This window comes from Gardnerella sp. KA01001, from assembly GCF_049244025.1.
In the GTDB taxonomy this organism is placed as follows: Bacteria; Actinomycetota; Actinomycetes; order Actinomycetales; family Bifidobacteriaceae; genus Bifidobacterium; species Bifidobacterium swidsinskii.
In genome coordinates this window covers 1,612,224-1,627,221 of the sequence record NZ_CP058366.1, presented here as the reverse complement: position 1 = coordinate 1,627,221, position 14,998 = coordinate 1,612,224, and the positions used below count along the sequence as shown (strand labels likewise).

At 43.8% G+C, this 14,998-nt stretch carries 13 protein-coding genes and 2 tRNA genes; 11 read left to right on the top strand and 4 right to left on the bottom strand.

Features of this window, described 5'->3' with window-relative positions; genetic code table 11:
* Position 1 precedes the first annotated feature (1 nt).
* Positions 2-748, top strand: coding sequence for a DNA repair protein RecO (gene recO / locus HXT59_RS06720; protein ID WP_004110538.1), 747 nt, complete (start codon positions 2-4; stop codon positions 746-748).
* A gap of 2 nt (positions 749-750) precedes the next feature.
* Entirely contained in the window at positions 751-1,545 is a 795-nt protein-coding gene (locus tag HXT59_RS06715) for an isoprenyl transferase (protein WP_116431863.1), read from the top strand.
* Positions 1,546-1,562: 17 nt separating this feature from the next.
* Here the strand turns inward: HXT59_RS06715 and HXT59_RS06710 are convergent, their stop codons facing one another.
* Both HXT59_RS06710 and HXT59_RS06705 read right to left on the bottom strand, forming a co-directional pair.
* Positions 1,563-2,795, bottom strand: coding sequence for a M20 family metallopeptidase (locus tag HXT59_RS06710; RefSeq protein ID WP_076002689.1), 1,233 nt, complete (start codon positions 2,793-2,795; stop codon positions 1,563-1,565).
* A 74-nt stretch (positions 2,796-2,869) separates the two neighbouring features.
* Positions 2,870-3,235 carry an MTH1187 family thiamine-binding protein gene (locus HXT59_RS06705; protein ID WP_012913950.1) on the bottom strand — a complete coding sequence of 122 codons (366 nt, stop codon included), beginning with the start codon at positions 3,233-3,235 and terminating at the stop codon, positions 2,870-2,872.
* A gap of 180 nt (positions 3,236-3,415) precedes the next feature.
* On the opposite strand from HXT59_RS06705, the gene HXT59_RS06700 reads away from it, so the two are divergent.
* From HXT59_RS06700 to HXT59_RS06665, 8 genes are all read left to right on the top strand, one after another.
* Positions 3,416-4,936 carry a glycine--tRNA ligase gene (locus tag HXT59_RS06700; RefSeq protein WP_004105144.1) on the top strand — a complete coding sequence of 507 codons (1,521 nt, stop codon included), beginning with the start codon at positions 3,416-3,418 and terminating at the stop codon, positions 4,934-4,936.
* Positions 4,937-5,020: 84 nt separating this feature from the next.
* Complete coding sequence (dusB, locus tag HXT59_RS06695; protein WP_012913951.1) at positions 5,021-6,175, top strand: tRNA dihydrouridine synthase DusB; 1,155 nt, start codon at positions 5,021-5,023, stop codon at positions 6,173-6,175.
* A gap of 202 nt (positions 6,176-6,377) precedes the next feature.
* Positions 6,378-7,592, top strand: a complete 1,215-nt coding sequence (ftsZ, locus tag HXT59_RS06690) for a cell division protein FtsZ (protein ID WP_012913952.1) — start codon at positions 6,378-6,380, stop codon at positions 7,590-7,592.
* 24 nt (positions 7,593-7,616) lie between these two features.
* Positions 7,617-8,075, top strand: a complete 459-nt coding sequence (locus HXT59_RS06685) for a cell division protein SepF (RefSeq protein WP_004105139.1) — start codon at positions 7,617-7,619, stop codon at positions 8,073-8,075.
* A gap of 158 nt (positions 8,076-8,233) precedes the next feature.
* The gene (gene trmB / locus HXT59_RS06680) at positions 8,234-9,052 is read left to right on the top strand and encodes a tRNA (guanosine(46)-N7)-methyltransferase TrmB (RefSeq protein ID WP_421784318.1); all 819 of its coding nucleotides are present in this window, start codon (positions 8,234-8,236) and stop codon (positions 9,050-9,052) included.
* 107 nt (positions 9,053-9,159) lie between these two features.
* A tRNA-Glu gene (locus HXT59_RS06675) sits at positions 9,160-9,231 on the top strand.
* Positions 9,232-9,527: 296 nt separating this feature from the next.
* Complete coding sequence (locus tag HXT59_RS06670; protein WP_064621671.1) at positions 9,528-10,208, top strand: ECF transporter S component; 681 nt, start codon at positions 9,528-9,530, stop codon at positions 10,206-10,208.
* 113 nt (positions 10,209-10,321) lie between these two features.
* Positions 10,322-10,395 (top strand) — tRNA-Ile (locus HXT59_RS06665).
* An 80-nt stretch (positions 10,396-10,475) separates the two neighbouring features.
* Here HXT59_RS06665 and HXT59_RS06660 read toward each other — a convergent pair.
* Positions 10,476-11,378 (bottom strand): carbohydrate kinase family protein, encoded by a 903-nt coding sequence (locus HXT59_RS06660; protein ID WP_076002691.1) that lies wholly within the window; start codon positions 11,376-11,378, stop codon positions 10,476-10,478.
* Between the two features lie 285 nt (positions 11,379-11,663).
* Positions 11,664-13,259: an aminopeptidase P family protein gene (locus HXT59_RS06655; protein WP_076002692.1), complete on the bottom strand. Its 1,596-nt coding sequence runs from the start codon at positions 13,257-13,259 to the stop codon at positions 11,664-11,666.
* A gap of 278 nt (positions 13,260-13,537) precedes the next feature.
* On the opposite strand from HXT59_RS06655, the gene HXT59_RS06650 reads away from it, so the two are divergent.
* Positions 13,538-14,995, top strand: coding sequence for a bifunctional folylpolyglutamate synthase/dihydrofolate synthase (locus HXT59_RS06650; RefSeq protein ID WP_012913956.1), 1,458 nt, complete (start codon positions 13,538-13,540; stop codon positions 14,993-14,995).
* Positions 14,996-14,998: the final 3 nt, after the last annotated feature.

Sequence of the window (14,998 nt, the reverse complement as noted above, 5' to 3'; positions counted from 1 at the left end):
TATGCCATTGTATCGCGATGAAGCTGTTGTGCTTCGTACTTTTCCTTTAGGTGAAGCGGATAGGATTGTTGTGCTTCTTACTAAGCGGCATGGCAAAGTTCGTGCTGTTGCAAAGGGAGTTCGTAGGCTTAAATCACGTTTTGGTGGTCGTCTTGAGCCGCTTATGCGTGTTGATTTGCTTCTTGCACAAGGTAAATCTTTGGATGTAGTCTCGCAGGCTGTTTCTATTGCTGCTTATGCTGGTGAAATTTGTGCAGATTATACGTCCTATGAGTATGCAAACGTCATGCTTGAAGTTGTGGATTTGCTTGTTTCTAACGAATATACAGATGAATACAGGCGTGAATATCAAGATACGCTAGGGCAGTATCGTCTACTTACTGCGGCTTTACTTTCATTGTCCAAGCATAAGCATTCTCCTGATGCTATTGGCGTGTCGTATATATTGCGAGCATTGTCATTAGCTGGGTGGTCTCCGCGACTACAAGCTTGTGTTGTATGTGGGAAAAATGAAGATTTGTGCTATTTTTCGCCTTGCGCAGGTGGAATGATGTGTGCAAGTGATCACACTCCGGATTCAATAGTTTGTGCTAATTCGACGCGTTTGCAATTGTGTGCGCTTGCGCAAGGAAACTGGTCTGTTCTTGACGGAGTGTCGGTTGATTCTTCTACTATGCGATGCGTTCAGCAATGGGCTGAATATTATCTTGAGCGACCTATTCGTTCGATGGGGTTGTTACATTCGTAAGTATGGCTTTTGAAAACGTGGATTATAAGTCGCTTGATATTCCAGCGGCTCCTTTTAGTGACCCTTCTCGCATACCAGATTTTCCTAAGGGCAAAGTGCCTCGTCATGTCGGTGTGATTATGGACGGAAACGGACGCTGGGCAAAAGAGCGCGGAATGATTCGAACCGAAGGTCACAAAGCTGCAGAACCGGTAGTTTTTGACGTTATTGCAGGAGCTATAGAAGCAGGAGTTCGTTACTTAAGCTTATACACTTTTTCTACCGAAAATTGGAAGCGATCTCCACAAGAAGTGCGCTTTTTAATGGGATTTTCTAGGGAAATTATCCATAGGCGAGTTGCGCAAATGAACGAGTGGGGAGTGCGAGTTCGTTGGGCAGGAAGGCGCCCTCGTTTGTGGAAGTCTGTTATTGACGAGTTGGAAAAAGCGCAAGAAATCACCAAAAATAATAAAACTATTGACGTTGTTTTTTGCATAAATTACGGCGGTCGTGCAGAAATTGCGGATGCTTGCGCGCAAATCGCGAAAGAAATTCAAAATGGCAAAATTAAAGGCGATCGTGTAAGTGAAAAAATGATTGCTGAGCACTTGTATAATCCGGATATTCCAGATTGCGATTTGGTGATTCGCACTTCCGGCGAGCAGCGCACTAGCAACTTTTTGCCTTGGCAAGCATCCTACGCGGAACTTGATTTTGTGCCGGAACTATTCCCGGATTACGGCCGCGAAGCGCTGTGGAGGTCGATTGACCGCTATGCGCATCGCGACCGCAGGTTTGGTGGCGTAAAAAACGCCTAGTATCTCACTAAGATTTGTTACTTTTCGCTAGTGAGCCAAGCGCAAGCTGCCACAACTGCAGCTTCTAATCCGCGATTAAGAGTGGGCTGCAAATCTGGGGCGAATGCCGGATTGTGATTTCCAGGAGCATTCTGCATATCCGCAAAACCACCTAAGCCCCAGTAAGCGTAAGGAGTTTTAAAAGCGTTCGCGACTATAGAAAAATCTTCCGAAGCAGAAGCGCGCGAAATATCTACAGAATCTTCTCCAAAGTATTCATCAAAAGCTTTACGCACGCGCAAAGACGCATTCTGATCATTATTTGTAAGCGGATAGCAATCATAATACGTAAACTCTGGTTCTTTAGGACATCTTGCAAGCTCGCACTCTCCACGCACAATTCGTTCAATAGCATTGTGCACAAATTTTTGAGTATCTTCGCTATAAGTTCTTGTGTTAATTAAAAGCTCGGCATCATCAGGAATAATATTCGACTTACTTCCTGCATTAAGCGCGCCAACTGTAACAATTGCGTAATCTTTAGCTGCAAGTTCGCGAGAAACAATCGTCTGCAATTTAAGCACAATTGACGAAGCAACAACCACCGGGTCAACGCTCAACTCAGGCATAGAACCATGCGAACCTTTACCAAAAATGTGCACGCGAATCGAAGCTGCAGTAGTTAAGAACGCGCCCGAACGAATACCGACTGTTCCTGCAGGAATAGCACCCAACACATGCTGACCAAGGTAAACGTCAGGCTTTGCAATCATGCTCATAATGTCATTTTCCACCAAGTCTTTTGCGCCTTGAGCTGTTTCTTCTCCAGGCTGAAAAACGCCAATATACGTTCCTTTCCAAGCATCTTTATGCTCATTAAAAGCCTTCAAGGCACCAAGTAGGCTGGAAATATGAAAATCGTGACCGCAAGCGTGTGAAACTCCAACCGTTTTGCCATTTTCGTCTTGCGCACTAACTGTTGAAGTGTAATCTTTTCCTGAATTTTCTTTAATTGGAAGCGCATCGATATCCGCTCTCATAGCAACAACAGGACCTTCGCCGTTTTTAATCTCTGCCACAACGCCTGTTTTTCCAACTCGCTTTGTTTCAATCCCAGCTTCGCTAAGAATATCAATAATTGTTTGAGCTGTATGATCTTCTTTCATTGACAGTTCAGGATGTTGATGAAAGTATTTGTATTGTTTTTCTCGTTCTCTTTGGGTTTCATCTAAATCGGATAATATTTTCTGAACTGCCGTAAGTTGCAGCATAAATTCCTGCTTTCTTTTGTTTTATTATAACTTTTTCGAGTTTTGAGATTATTTGAGATTATTTGATTTCAGTTTTATTCTTCTTTATTTCGTTCGTCGAGAATCTTATCTACAAGCGCACTTTTTGCGTCAATTTGATTGCTAAAACCAGGGCGAATATCTAATTTTAGTATTACTCCAGTACGGTATCCTTTACTAACTAAAGTCATCGTAGCATCTTTCACAACGCGCATAACGTCATCAAATTCGCCCTCAATATTCGTAAACATTGCGTTAGTTTCGTTCTTTAATCCAGAATCGCGAATTACTTGTACGGCATCTGCCACGTACTCGCTCAACTCGTCTCCGACTCCGCTTGGAGCAATGCACAACGCCGCGACCGTGTTAGTTCTGTGCTCGTTCATGTGGTCGTTTGTATTCTCGTTATTATTTTCACTCATAGTAACAATCCCTTTAAAATCGTAATCTTACGCAAATCTAGCAAAACAAGACAACGCCAAATAATGCGTCAACAAACCTATAAATTTGCATTACTTTAACAATTTTACAAGCGTCACAGGGTTTTTCTATAATAGCAACGTTTTCACCCGAATTTTCTAGTTTTTACGAAAAGGTGTATTGTGGCTGTTTCAAAGCTTGATGAAGTCGTTTCCTTGGCTAAGCGTCGAGGATTTGTGTTCCCAGCCGGCGAAATTTACGGTGGCACGCGTTCTGCGTGGGATTATGGCCCACTCGGTGTTGCGTTGAAAGATAATATCAAGCGCGAATGGTGGCGCTACATGGTGACCACGCGTGGAGATGTTGTTGGTGTGGATACTTCCGTTATTCTGCCTTCACAGGTGTGGGTTGCTTCCGGTCACGTTTCCGTGTTTAACGATCCTTTGATTGAGTGCTTGAATTGCCATAAGCGTCATCGTGCAGATAAGTTGGAAGAGTCTTATGCTGAAAAGCATGGCGATAAAATGCCAGAAAATGGCTTAAAAGACATTGCTTGCCCAGATTGCGGTACTCGCGGAAACTGGACTGAGCCACGCGACTTCAACATGATGCTTCGCACTCATTTAGGACCGGTTGAAGACGAAAATAGCTTGCATTATTTGCGTCCAGAAACAGCTCAGGGCATTTTCGTTGATTTTAAGAATGTCATGACTTCTACTCGTCAAAAGCCACCTTTCGGTATTGCAAATATTGGTAAGTCTTTCCGCAACGAAATTACGCCTGGAAACTTCATCTTCCGCACTCGCGAGTTTGAGCAGATGGAAATGGAATTCTTCGTAGAGCCTGGAACCGACGAAGCTTGGCACCAGTATTGGATTGACACTCGCGTGCGTTGGTATGTTGATTTGGGTGTGAAGCCAGAAAACTTGCGCATGTATGAGCATCCTAAGGAGAAGCTCAGCCACTATTCCAAGCGCACTGTCGATATTGAATACAAATTCGGCTTCCAAGGTTCGGATTGGGGAGAGCTTGAGGGTATTGCAAACCGTACTGACTACGATTTGTCTGCTCATGCTAAGCATTCCGGCGAGGATTTGAGCTACTTTAACCAGGCTACTGGCGAAAAGTATGTGCCTTATGTTATTGAGCCTGCGGCTGGTCTTACGCGCTCGCTTATGGCATTCTTGGTTGATGCTTACGACGTTGACGAAGCTCCAAACACTAAGGGCGGAGTTGACAAGCGCACTGTTCTTCGACTTGATCCTCGTTTGGCTCCTGTTAAAGCTGCAGTTTTGCCTTTGAGCAAGAAGCCAGAATTGCAAGCTGTTGCTCAAGATTTGGCTGCAGATTTGCGTCAGCATGATTGGGTTATCGATTACGATGAGGCTGGAGCTATTGGTCGCCGCTATCGTCGTGAGGACGAAATTGGTACTCCTTTGTGCGTAACAGTCGACTTCGATACTTTGGAAGATCATGCTGTTACAATTCGCGAGCGCGACACCATGCAACAAGAGCGCGTTTCTTTGGACAAGGTTGCAGATTACGTTGCTAGCCGAATTAACGAAAAGCGCGTTAAGTATCCGCAAGGTCCTGTTGAAATCGTTGGTACTCGTGCAGCCGACGGTGCTACGGATATTGCTAAAGAAGCTGGCGAAGACGAGTCTAAGCCTGTACAAATCGCTACTGCTGGCGGATTGTACTAATACGCGTTTGAGTAGTGCTTAAGCGAGTAGTGCTTAAGCACTAATAAGCAAAATTATTATTATAGTGAACGGAGTTAAAGCAATATGAATTTTTCTATAAAACCAGTAGATTTAGGGAAAGTTCATATTGCAACTCCTGTTGTTTTATCTCCAATGGCTGGGATCACTAACTGGCCGTTTCGCGTAATTTGCCGCGAATTTGGTCCGGACGGGCTTTACGTAGCAGAAATGATTACAGCGCGAGCTCTAGTTGCACGAAATCCAAAAGCACTTAGACTTTGCCGTTTTGCGCCTAGCGAAAAAGTGCGCTCTTTGCAGCTTTATGGTGTAAATCCTTCTATTGTAGAACAAGCTACTCGAATTGTTGTCGACGAAAACATGGCTGATCACGTTGACTTAAACTTCGGCTGTCCAGTTCCAAAAGTGACGCGACGTGGCGGCGGTTCTGCTCTTCCTTGGAAAACTGATTTGTTGCAAGAAATTTTGCATCGCGTTGTTTCTGTTTGCGAACCTGCAGGAATCCCTGTTACGGCTAAATTCCGTGTTGGTATTGACGAGAATCATGAAACTTTTATTCAAGCTGGTCATATTGCGCAAGAAGAAGGATGCGCTGCTGTAACTTTGCATGCTCGCACAACTGCAGAATATTACGGTGGTCATTCAGACTGGCAGCGTATTGGTGAGCTTGTAGAGACGCTTGATATTCCGGTTTTTGGCAATGGTGATATTTGGGGTGCGGAAGATGCGCTCGCAATGTTTAAAGAAACTGGCTGCGCTGGCGTTGCTATCGGTCGAGGATGCCAGGGTCGCCCATGGTTGTTTGCTGATATTCGCAATGCTTGCGAAGGTAGCGATAATCGTGTTAATCCTACTTTGGCGGAAGTGGGATCAGTTATTTTGCGCCACTTAAATCTTTTAGTTGAGTTTTATGATGGCGACGAGCGTATGGCTGTTCACGACTTGCGTAAGCATATTGCTTGGTATTTAAAGGGCTTTCCTGTTGGTGGTGGCACTCGTAAAGCGTTTATGGAGTGCGAGTCGATTGAGGATGTTCAACGTAATCTCGATATGCTTGATGGTTCTCTTTGTTTGCCAAAAAAGGTGTTAGACACGCCGCGTGGACGAGTTAGATTTGCTAAAAAAGTTCATTTGCCGTATGGGTGGTTAGATTCTCGTACAACTAGTCACGAAGAGCGAGAGGCGTTATTTGGTGACGATCCAATGGATGCAAGTTACTAGTATTTTCTAGGGCTTTCGTCATTTTTTTGCACTGATTATTTCGATAATGTTCTATTAAAATCACCTTGTGCTCATATTTGCATATAGCACGGTGTATTATCAAAGCAGTGACATTTTTTCAGTTTATTGTGAAAACGTCGTCAGTATCGAGCGTTTTACGCTAAAATATTGTGTAAACGTGCGTGAGTGACAGGAGATAACGGTGAGCGAGATTGCCCAGACTGACAATTTCAACGACAAAACCATCATCAAGGTAGTCGGCGTCGGTGGTGCCGGCGGTAACGCCGTCAATCGGATGATCAGCGAGGGTCTACAGAATGTAGAGTTTGTGGCCATTAATACTGACGCTAAAGATTTACTGCGTTCTGATGCTGATGTAAAGATTTCATTATCTGATGCTTCGAGCCGAGGCTTGGGTGCTGGTGCTGATCCTGAAAAGGGTGCTAAGGCTGCGCAGGATCATCAATCAGACATTGAAGAGGCACTTAAGGGTGCTGACATGGTGTTTGTTACCTGCGGTGAAGGCGGCGGCACGGGTACTGGTGCAAGCCCAATTGTGGCTCGTGCAGCTCATCAGCAAGGTGCTTTGACTATTGCTGTTGTTACACGTCCATTCGGTTTTGAAGGACCGCAACGTGCTGCATCTGCAAAACTTGGTATCGAGAATCTTCGCAAAGAAGTTGACGCGTTGATTGTTATTCCAAACGATCGTCTTTTGGAAATTTCTGATCGTACTATTGGAATTATTGAAGCATTTAAGACGGCAGATACTGCGTTGCTCGCAGGTGTGCAAGGCATTACTGATTTAATTACCATGAATTCTTACATTCATGTTGATTTCTCTGATGTTACAGCTGTTCTTCGCGGAGCAGGTACCGCACTGTTCGGTATTGGTGCTGCAAAAGGCGAGGATCGTGCAACTCAGGCAGCTGAAATTGCTATTAGCTCCCCATTGCTGGAAGAAAGCATTGAGGGTGCTCACGGTGCTTTGATTAATATCGCAGGTCCAAGTGATTTGAAGCTTCAGGAAGCTTCTGCTGCAACTGAACTTGTTCGTAAAGCTATTCATCCAGAAGCTCAAATTATTTGGGGTCTTTCCCTCGATGATTCTTACGGCGATGAGGTTCGAGTTACGGTTATTGCTGCTGGATTTGATGCTCATCCTAAGGCGGAGGAGTCCTCGGCTAAAGCTGGTCAGTTTGTTGATATGCAAGCAGATGTTAAGCCTGTAGCTCCTGCACAGTCTACCTCATCTTTCAAAGAGGAAGCTCAAGCTGCTCCACAAGTAGAACAACCTGCTTCTATGCCTTCTATGTTTGAGCCTGCGATGAATCATCAGCAATATTCTCCTGCGGCAGCTCCTGTACAGCAGCCTGCTGAACCTGACGAATTAGATATTCCTGATTTTCTGCGTTAAGCGTAACGAGAGGAGGGTTGCTTCATGGCTGGCTTTATGAAGAACGTGATGTCATACGTTGGTATGGCAGATGTGCCTGAGGATGATGATTATGCTGAATCTGATGTTCAAGAAACGTCATTCGATAATGATCGCTCGGTAACTCCTGCTGTGTCGCAACATGGTAATGATTTGCGTGGTGGTTCTGCTCGTGCGAATGCTAGTCGTATGAGTCGTATTACTACAATTCATCCTAAGTCTTACGATGATGCGCAAATGGTGGGTCGTGCTTTGCGTGACGGTGTTCCAGTGGTTTTAAACCTTACTGGTGTAACTGAATCGGTTGCGTATCGTATTGTTGATTTTTCTGCTGGAGTTGTATTTGGTGTTCGCGGTTCTATTGAGCGTGTGACTCCTAGGGTATTTTTGCTAAGCCCGGCACAAGTGAATATCAAAGTGGAGGATGCTCCGAACGACAATACTGCGCGTGACTTGTTCTCCTAAAATTGTATTTGCTAAAGAATTAATTGAGCAGCGTTTGTTTAACAACTTTCGCTGCTTTTTTATACTTTTTGGTAGCATAAAAGCGATGTGTACGAGCATGACTAAAATCATGCGAATTTAAACTAAAGGCATGTAACCCAAATAACGAAAGTAATCTCATGAGCACTGAAAATGAAAACGAAAACACTATGCAAGCCAAGCAACGCACTGTATTGTCGTTTGTGCGTCGTTCTGGGCGCTTAGATGCGCGTTTACAGCACGCTCAGGAGCGTTATGCAAATCAGTACCTGCTAGACGTTACTGAAGCACCTGGCTCATTTAGATTGCGCGAAAATTTGAACATTACGCATGATTGGATTAGCGATAAGTGGGGGAATGACAATCCGCTTATTGTTGAAATTGGTTCCGGACAAGGCGAAAACATTGTTGCCGCAGCTGAACGTTTGCCGGAAACTAACTTTTTAGCGCTTGAAGTTTATGATCCAGGCGTTGCTCACACAATGCTTCTTGCTGGAAAGCAAGGTTTGACTAATCTTCGTATTGCACAAATTAACGCTCCTGATTTCTTCGCTGCGTGCGACTGCGGAGTTTTAGAAGAAGTTTGGACTTTCTTCCCGGATCCATGGCCTAAAATGCGCCACCATAAGCGTCGTATTGTGCAGCCAGAGCTTGTCTCTACAATACACCAGGCATTGCGTAGAGGGGGTGCGTGGCGCATTGCTACAGATATTGAGGATTACGCTTTGCATGTGCATGAGATTATGGATTCTCGCGAAGATTTTGCAAATATTGGCGAATTAAGCGCAAGTCTTCCAATTGAGCATGTAGGGAAAGGTACAGCTGATACTGCAGCAGCTCTTCCGCACGCAGATTTTAGCGAGTCTGAGCGCTTTGCTGGTCGAGTTCTTACGAATTTTGAGCGCAAAGGCTTGGAGGCTGGTCGCACGATTCACGACTTCACCTACATAGCACAATAATGCTCTGCCGCCGCTGTTCTCGTAGCTTTGCAGTTGTACTTAGTCTCAACACGCCGTGAGTTGCGTACTGCTCTTTTGAGTGTTAATATCATATGGTTTGGTTCGAAGCCCCCTTCGTCTAACGGTTAGGACACCAGACTTTCAATCTGACAACAAGAGTTCGACTCTCTTAGGGGGTACAAATTACAACGCCGCTGGGTTTTCAGCGGCGTTTTTCGTTTTTTGTATTTCTGATGTTCGTATTTCTATTTTTGCTGCTTACCCTATTTTTCGTATTTTGCGCAGCAATTAGTTTTTCATATATTTTTTCTATAAATCGATATAAGATCTGACAATGTATTAAATATCACAAAAGGTATGTTGTGCTTTTTAGAGGTGATACACTTTCTCATTGGTACTTCTGCCCGGGCTGCGTAGGTCAGGAAGTATTCAATTCAGTAATTTACAATGCGCAGCAGCTTAAAAAGGATTTCCTATGAGCGATATTTTCAATACAAATAATAATGGGTTAGAATCATCTAATTGTGTAACGGATCAAGTGGATAGTAATGCTGCTTCTAGTATTAATAGGGTTGTGAGCATGCGTTGGCGTGTTGCAGATATTGCATTAGGTGCTGCTCTTGCTGCTGTTTTTGGCGTTATCTTGTATGGCTATGGCTTGGTGTTTATTCCTTTGATTCGTACTTTGAATGCAGCTGTTCTTCCTGGTTTTGCAAGCATCACGCATGGTGTTTGGTATTTGTCTGGAACTCTTGCAGTTTTGCTTATTCGTAAGCCAGGTTCTGCAGTGTATGTAAATGTTGTTGCAGCATTTGTACAGGTGCTACTTGGAACTCCGTTTAATATGCGAGATACGCTTATTTCCGCACTTTTACAGGGTGTGTTTGCGGAGATTCCGTTCTTAATTTTCCGTTTGCGAAAGTTTAATTTGACTTTGAGTGCTCTTTCTGGTTTGCTTGTGGCTTTTGAGTATGGTGTGTTCTTAAGCTTCACTAAGTATCAGGCCAAAGCTCCTACTTATATTACGATTCATATGATTACAGAGCTTATTAGTGGATTGTTGCTTTCTGGAGTGCTTGTGTGGTTTGTGTATTTGGCTTTGCGCAAAACTGGTGCTCTTGATAACTTCGCATCTGGACGCTCTGACCGAGCTTGAAATCATCGGGATTTCAAGCTCAGTAATCCTAAGCAAGGTCAAAAATTCGACTCACTGAGTTGGCGACGTTTATGGGTATGTGCTAATCTAGTCGTTGCTAACTTTGTTAGCGTGGGGCTTTAGCTCAGTCGGTTAGAGCAGCGGACTCATAATCCGTCGGTCCAGGGTTCAAGCCCCTGAGGCCCCACAAGATATTAATAATGCCACTTCATTATGATTTATGAAGTGGCATTTTTGCATCTTATAATTTAAATTTTATTTTTTGTTTTATTTGTTATTTTCTGCCATTGACAAGTAATCTGGTATTTGTTTTGGATACTTAGGCCATGCTCCTTCTTGAGTGCACACAAATGCTGCAGTATTAACAGCTGCGCGATGCGCCTCTTGCAAGCTTTCTCCCTTAAGAATATGCGCTGCAAATGTTCCTGAGAACGAGTCTCCAGCACCAACTGTGTCAAGAACTTCAACGTGTGGAGTTGGGATAGTTGAGCTTTCTCCAGTGCTAGTAGTAATCGTGCTAAAAGTAGAGCCGCCTGTAAGAATCACATAATCTAGTCCGTAACGAGCTTGGAACCACTTGCAAGCTTCCTCGTCTGAAGTGTCGCGAATATTGAACATATCGCGTAATAAGAATAGTTCCGAATCGTTAAGCTTAAATACTGTTGCTTCTTGAAGTAATGTGTCAATAAGATCCTTAGAGTAGTGATCGCTTCTAATGTTAATATCGAAGAACTTCATTGCTCCAGGCTTAGTATGCTTTAACAATTGCAAAATTGTGTCGTGAGTTTCTTGAGAACGTAAGCTTAGAGTGCCAAAGCATACTGCATCTGCTCGTTCTACTAAATCAATGAGTTCTCGAGTGTAAAGAATATGATCCCATGCTATATTTCGCAGAATAGCGTACTCTGGTATTCCATTTTTTAGTGTTACTTCTACAGTGCTTGTTGGCCAAGCGTTGCGTTGAATAATTGAAGCGATGCCAGCTTTGTTCACTTTGTCAATCAGCTCATCGCCGAGTTGGTCTTGACCAACAGCGCTAATCATGCAACTTTGCGCTCCGTGACACTGTGCATGATATGCAAAATTTGCTGGTGCTCCGCCAACACGTTTTCCGTGTGGAAGCAAATCCCATAAAAGTTCGCCGAGTGAAAGAACAATTGGCTTAGTCATAATATTCCTTTCGCACGCGTCAGTGCAGCAAGTTTGTAGAGCTATACTTTTTACTAAATATCTTCTCGCTTCTTCAAAAGCATTTTGATGCAAATTTTGCTTGTAAAAATGCTATACAAACAATTATGGTGCGCCCTTTCGATAAGTAATATGCGCAATGCGTGTTACGTTTCTATAGAGCGCACCATAAGTGCTATATTGTGTACGTTTAACTTAGCTTATGCTGGCGTACTATATTATTATTATTCTTTTTTATTATATTTTTCTATTATTTTGATTTATTGCTTAATGCTGAAAAATATCACTTTTGTGAGCTTGTTCAGCCATCCATGCTTCTACATCATCGATTTGCTTTGGAATGTCAATAGAAAGCCACTCTGGACCGTTTTCAGTCATTAGTACATCATCTTCAATACGAATTCCAATTCCGCGCATTTCTTCAGGAAGCATCAAATCGTTAGCTGCAAAGTATAATCCTGGCTCAATAGTGAATATCATTCCTGGAGTAATTTTTGCGCCCTGATAAGACTCGTAGCGTGCTTGTGCGCAATCGTGCACATCCAAACCAAGATGATGAGCAACGCCGCAAGCGTGCCAACGACGATGTTGTTGACCTTCTGGCGAAAGTGATTCTTCAACGCTTACTTTCAAAATTCCCCATTCGTGCAAGTGTTCAGCTAGAACGCGCATGCAAGCATGGTGAATATCGGAGTAGGTTGCACCTGGCTTAGCAGCCTCAAAACCGGCTTGCTGAGCGTCAAGAACGCACTGGTAAAGCTTCTTTTGCAAGTCAGTGAATTTGCCGTTCGTTGGGAAAGTTCGTGTAATGTCAGCAGTGTAGAGGCTGTTAACTTCAACGCCGGCATCAATAAGTAGCAATTCTCCGCTGGAAACAACGCCAGTATTGCGCATCCAGTGCAAAATTGGCGCGTGCTTGCCGGAAGCAACAATCGTGTCGTAGCCAACTTCGTTGCCTTCTTCGCGAGCAACAGAATTAAAAGCACCCTCAATCATGCGCTCGGAATGCTCATGACCCAAAGCATTAGGCAAACGCGTAAGCATGCGGTCAAAACCAAGTTTTGTGGCGGCAATAGCTTTGCGCATTTCGCGAATTTCGTAGTCGTCCTTAAGCATTCGTGCTTCTGCAGCGAATTCGTGCAATTTGTCGTCTGCGCAAGTGTTTGCATCTTCATCAGTAAATCCACTTGCTTCTCGCATTGTTTCAACTTTTGCAGTAAGCTCAGGATCGGTTTCTCGAACAATTCGCACGCGAATGCCTTCACCATTAGCATCGTCGCTTACGTTCTTTGCAATAGCGTCATCAAGTTCTGCAATATCGCGCGTTTCAATGCCAGTCATTGCTTTAAGTTCTTTTAAGCCTGCGCGAGGACCAACCCAATATTCTCCGTAGTGAGGATCCTTGTAAAATGCTGAAGTGCTGTTATCTGCGCGTGGAGCTACAAAAAGCTCAGGTACATGCGTTTTTCCAGCCTTAGCTTCTTCGCTGTCTTCGCTGACTGGCTCCATAACAAGCACAGCACCAGCCTCATAGTCTTGACCTAAGCCAGTGTAGTAAGCAAATGTAGTGTCTGGACGGAAAGCATAATCGCAGTCGTTATTACGCACCTTTGGTTGTCCTGCAGGAATAACTAAACGTTCACCTGGGAAACGCTTTGAAAGAGCCTCTAAACGAGCTGGAATGTACTTGCTAGATTCAAGAGCTTTAACTTCTGGCTCCTGGTTATCCCAGTTATTCGTCATAAAATCTTTAAAAGAATCACTGTTTGGACGAAGTGAACGGTTATTTACGCGATCTTCTGCCTTTTGCGTGCCGTCAGCTTTTAGCTCTTCGCCGTGCTCAGTTGGCGTATATTCTGCCATTATGAGACTCCTTAATTTTTGCTTGTTAATTTTTGCTTGCGCAAATTATACAAATAGTAAATAAACAGTCAATAAACTAACATAGTCTTATTTAGTGTTTTATGCGAGTTTTTTAGTGCAAAATAGCAAGATTTTATACGCAATTTACAAAGTGCGTATAAAACGCTTTTGCTATGTGAATATTGTCACAACATATTTATATGCGTGTGTTGTTGGTATCAACTAATCTAGATTGTTGGAAAATGAGTAAGCGAGCGTAAAAATTAGGGGGAGTAGTTATGTCTATTGAAAATCCAAATCGCAATAATGAGCGAATTGTTGATATCGAACGCAATATTATGAGTCGAGCTCCAGAACACAATAAAACTAATCTCGACTTGGATCGCATGCGTCTTATTCTCGATATTTTAGGTCATCCAGAGCAGTCTATGCGTGTTATTCACATAACTGGTACGAACGGCAAAGGTTCTACTGCTCGAATGGCTGAGTCAATTTGTCGAGCATACGGTTTGCGAACCGGATTATATACTTCTCCACATTTGGAGCGCGTAAACGAGCGCATTATGATTGACGGACAGGAAATTAGTGACAATCAGTTCGTTGATGTGTGGGATCAAATGAAAGACATTATCGACATGGTTGACGCTCGCATGGAAGCTGACGGTAAGCCAAAAATGAGCTTTTTTGAAGTGCTTACAGCCATGGCAATTTGGGCTTTTGCGGACGCTCCTGTTGATGTTGCTGTTATGGAAGTTGGCATGGGTGGCGAATGGGATGCCACTAATGTTATGAATGCTGATGCTGCAATTATTGGGCCGGTTGATATGGATCACATGCAATGGCTTGGAAACACTGTTGAAGAGATTGCTCGCACGAAGGCTGGTATTATTAAGCCAAATTGCACTGTTATTTTGGGTCCTCAGCCGCATGAAGCTAAGGTTTTGCCAATTATTAAGGAAGTTGCAGAGCGCAACCATGCTACATTATTGCGCGATTCTTCTTATGGCGATGGCGAACTTGAAGTTGTGTCTCGTACTCCTGCAGTTGGTGGACAGGTTGTTACTTTGCGTACACCTCTTGGCACTTATGAGGATGTTCCGGTTGACAAGTTTGGCAAGCATCAGGCTCATAATGCTTTGGCAGCTCTTGCTGCTGCGGAGGTTGTGCTGCCTGTAAGTGGTGCTTTGGATGGCGATTTAGTTGCAGAGGCTTTAAGTCAGGTTAAGGTTCCTGGGCGTATTGAGCAGGTTCGTACTTCGCCGACAATCATTATTGATGGTGGACATAACGTGAATGCTGCCGAGTCTCTTCGTGAAACTATTGAAGAAAACTATCATTTTGAGCAGCTTATTGGCGTTGTGGCAATGATGGCAGATAAGCAAGTTGAAGAATACTTGGGTGTTCTTGAGCCTATTTTGACGAAGATTATTGTTACGCGTAATTCTTGGCGCGACCGCGTAATGGATCCGGAAGAACTCGAAAAGATTGCTGTAGGCGTATTTGGCGAGGATCGCGTAATTCGTGTTGACGAGCTTCCGGATGCTATTCAAACTGCTGTTGATTTAGTTGATGAAGACGATGAGCTTGGTGTTGGCTATGGTCACGGAGTGCTTATTTGCGGTAGTTTCGTCACTGCAGGAGACGCGCGCACAATGCTTGTTGAGCACGTGAATCCGGATTTAAAAAAGCCGAAGGATCAGCGCGTAGCAATCCACCCAAATATTGACGAGTCCTGAAAA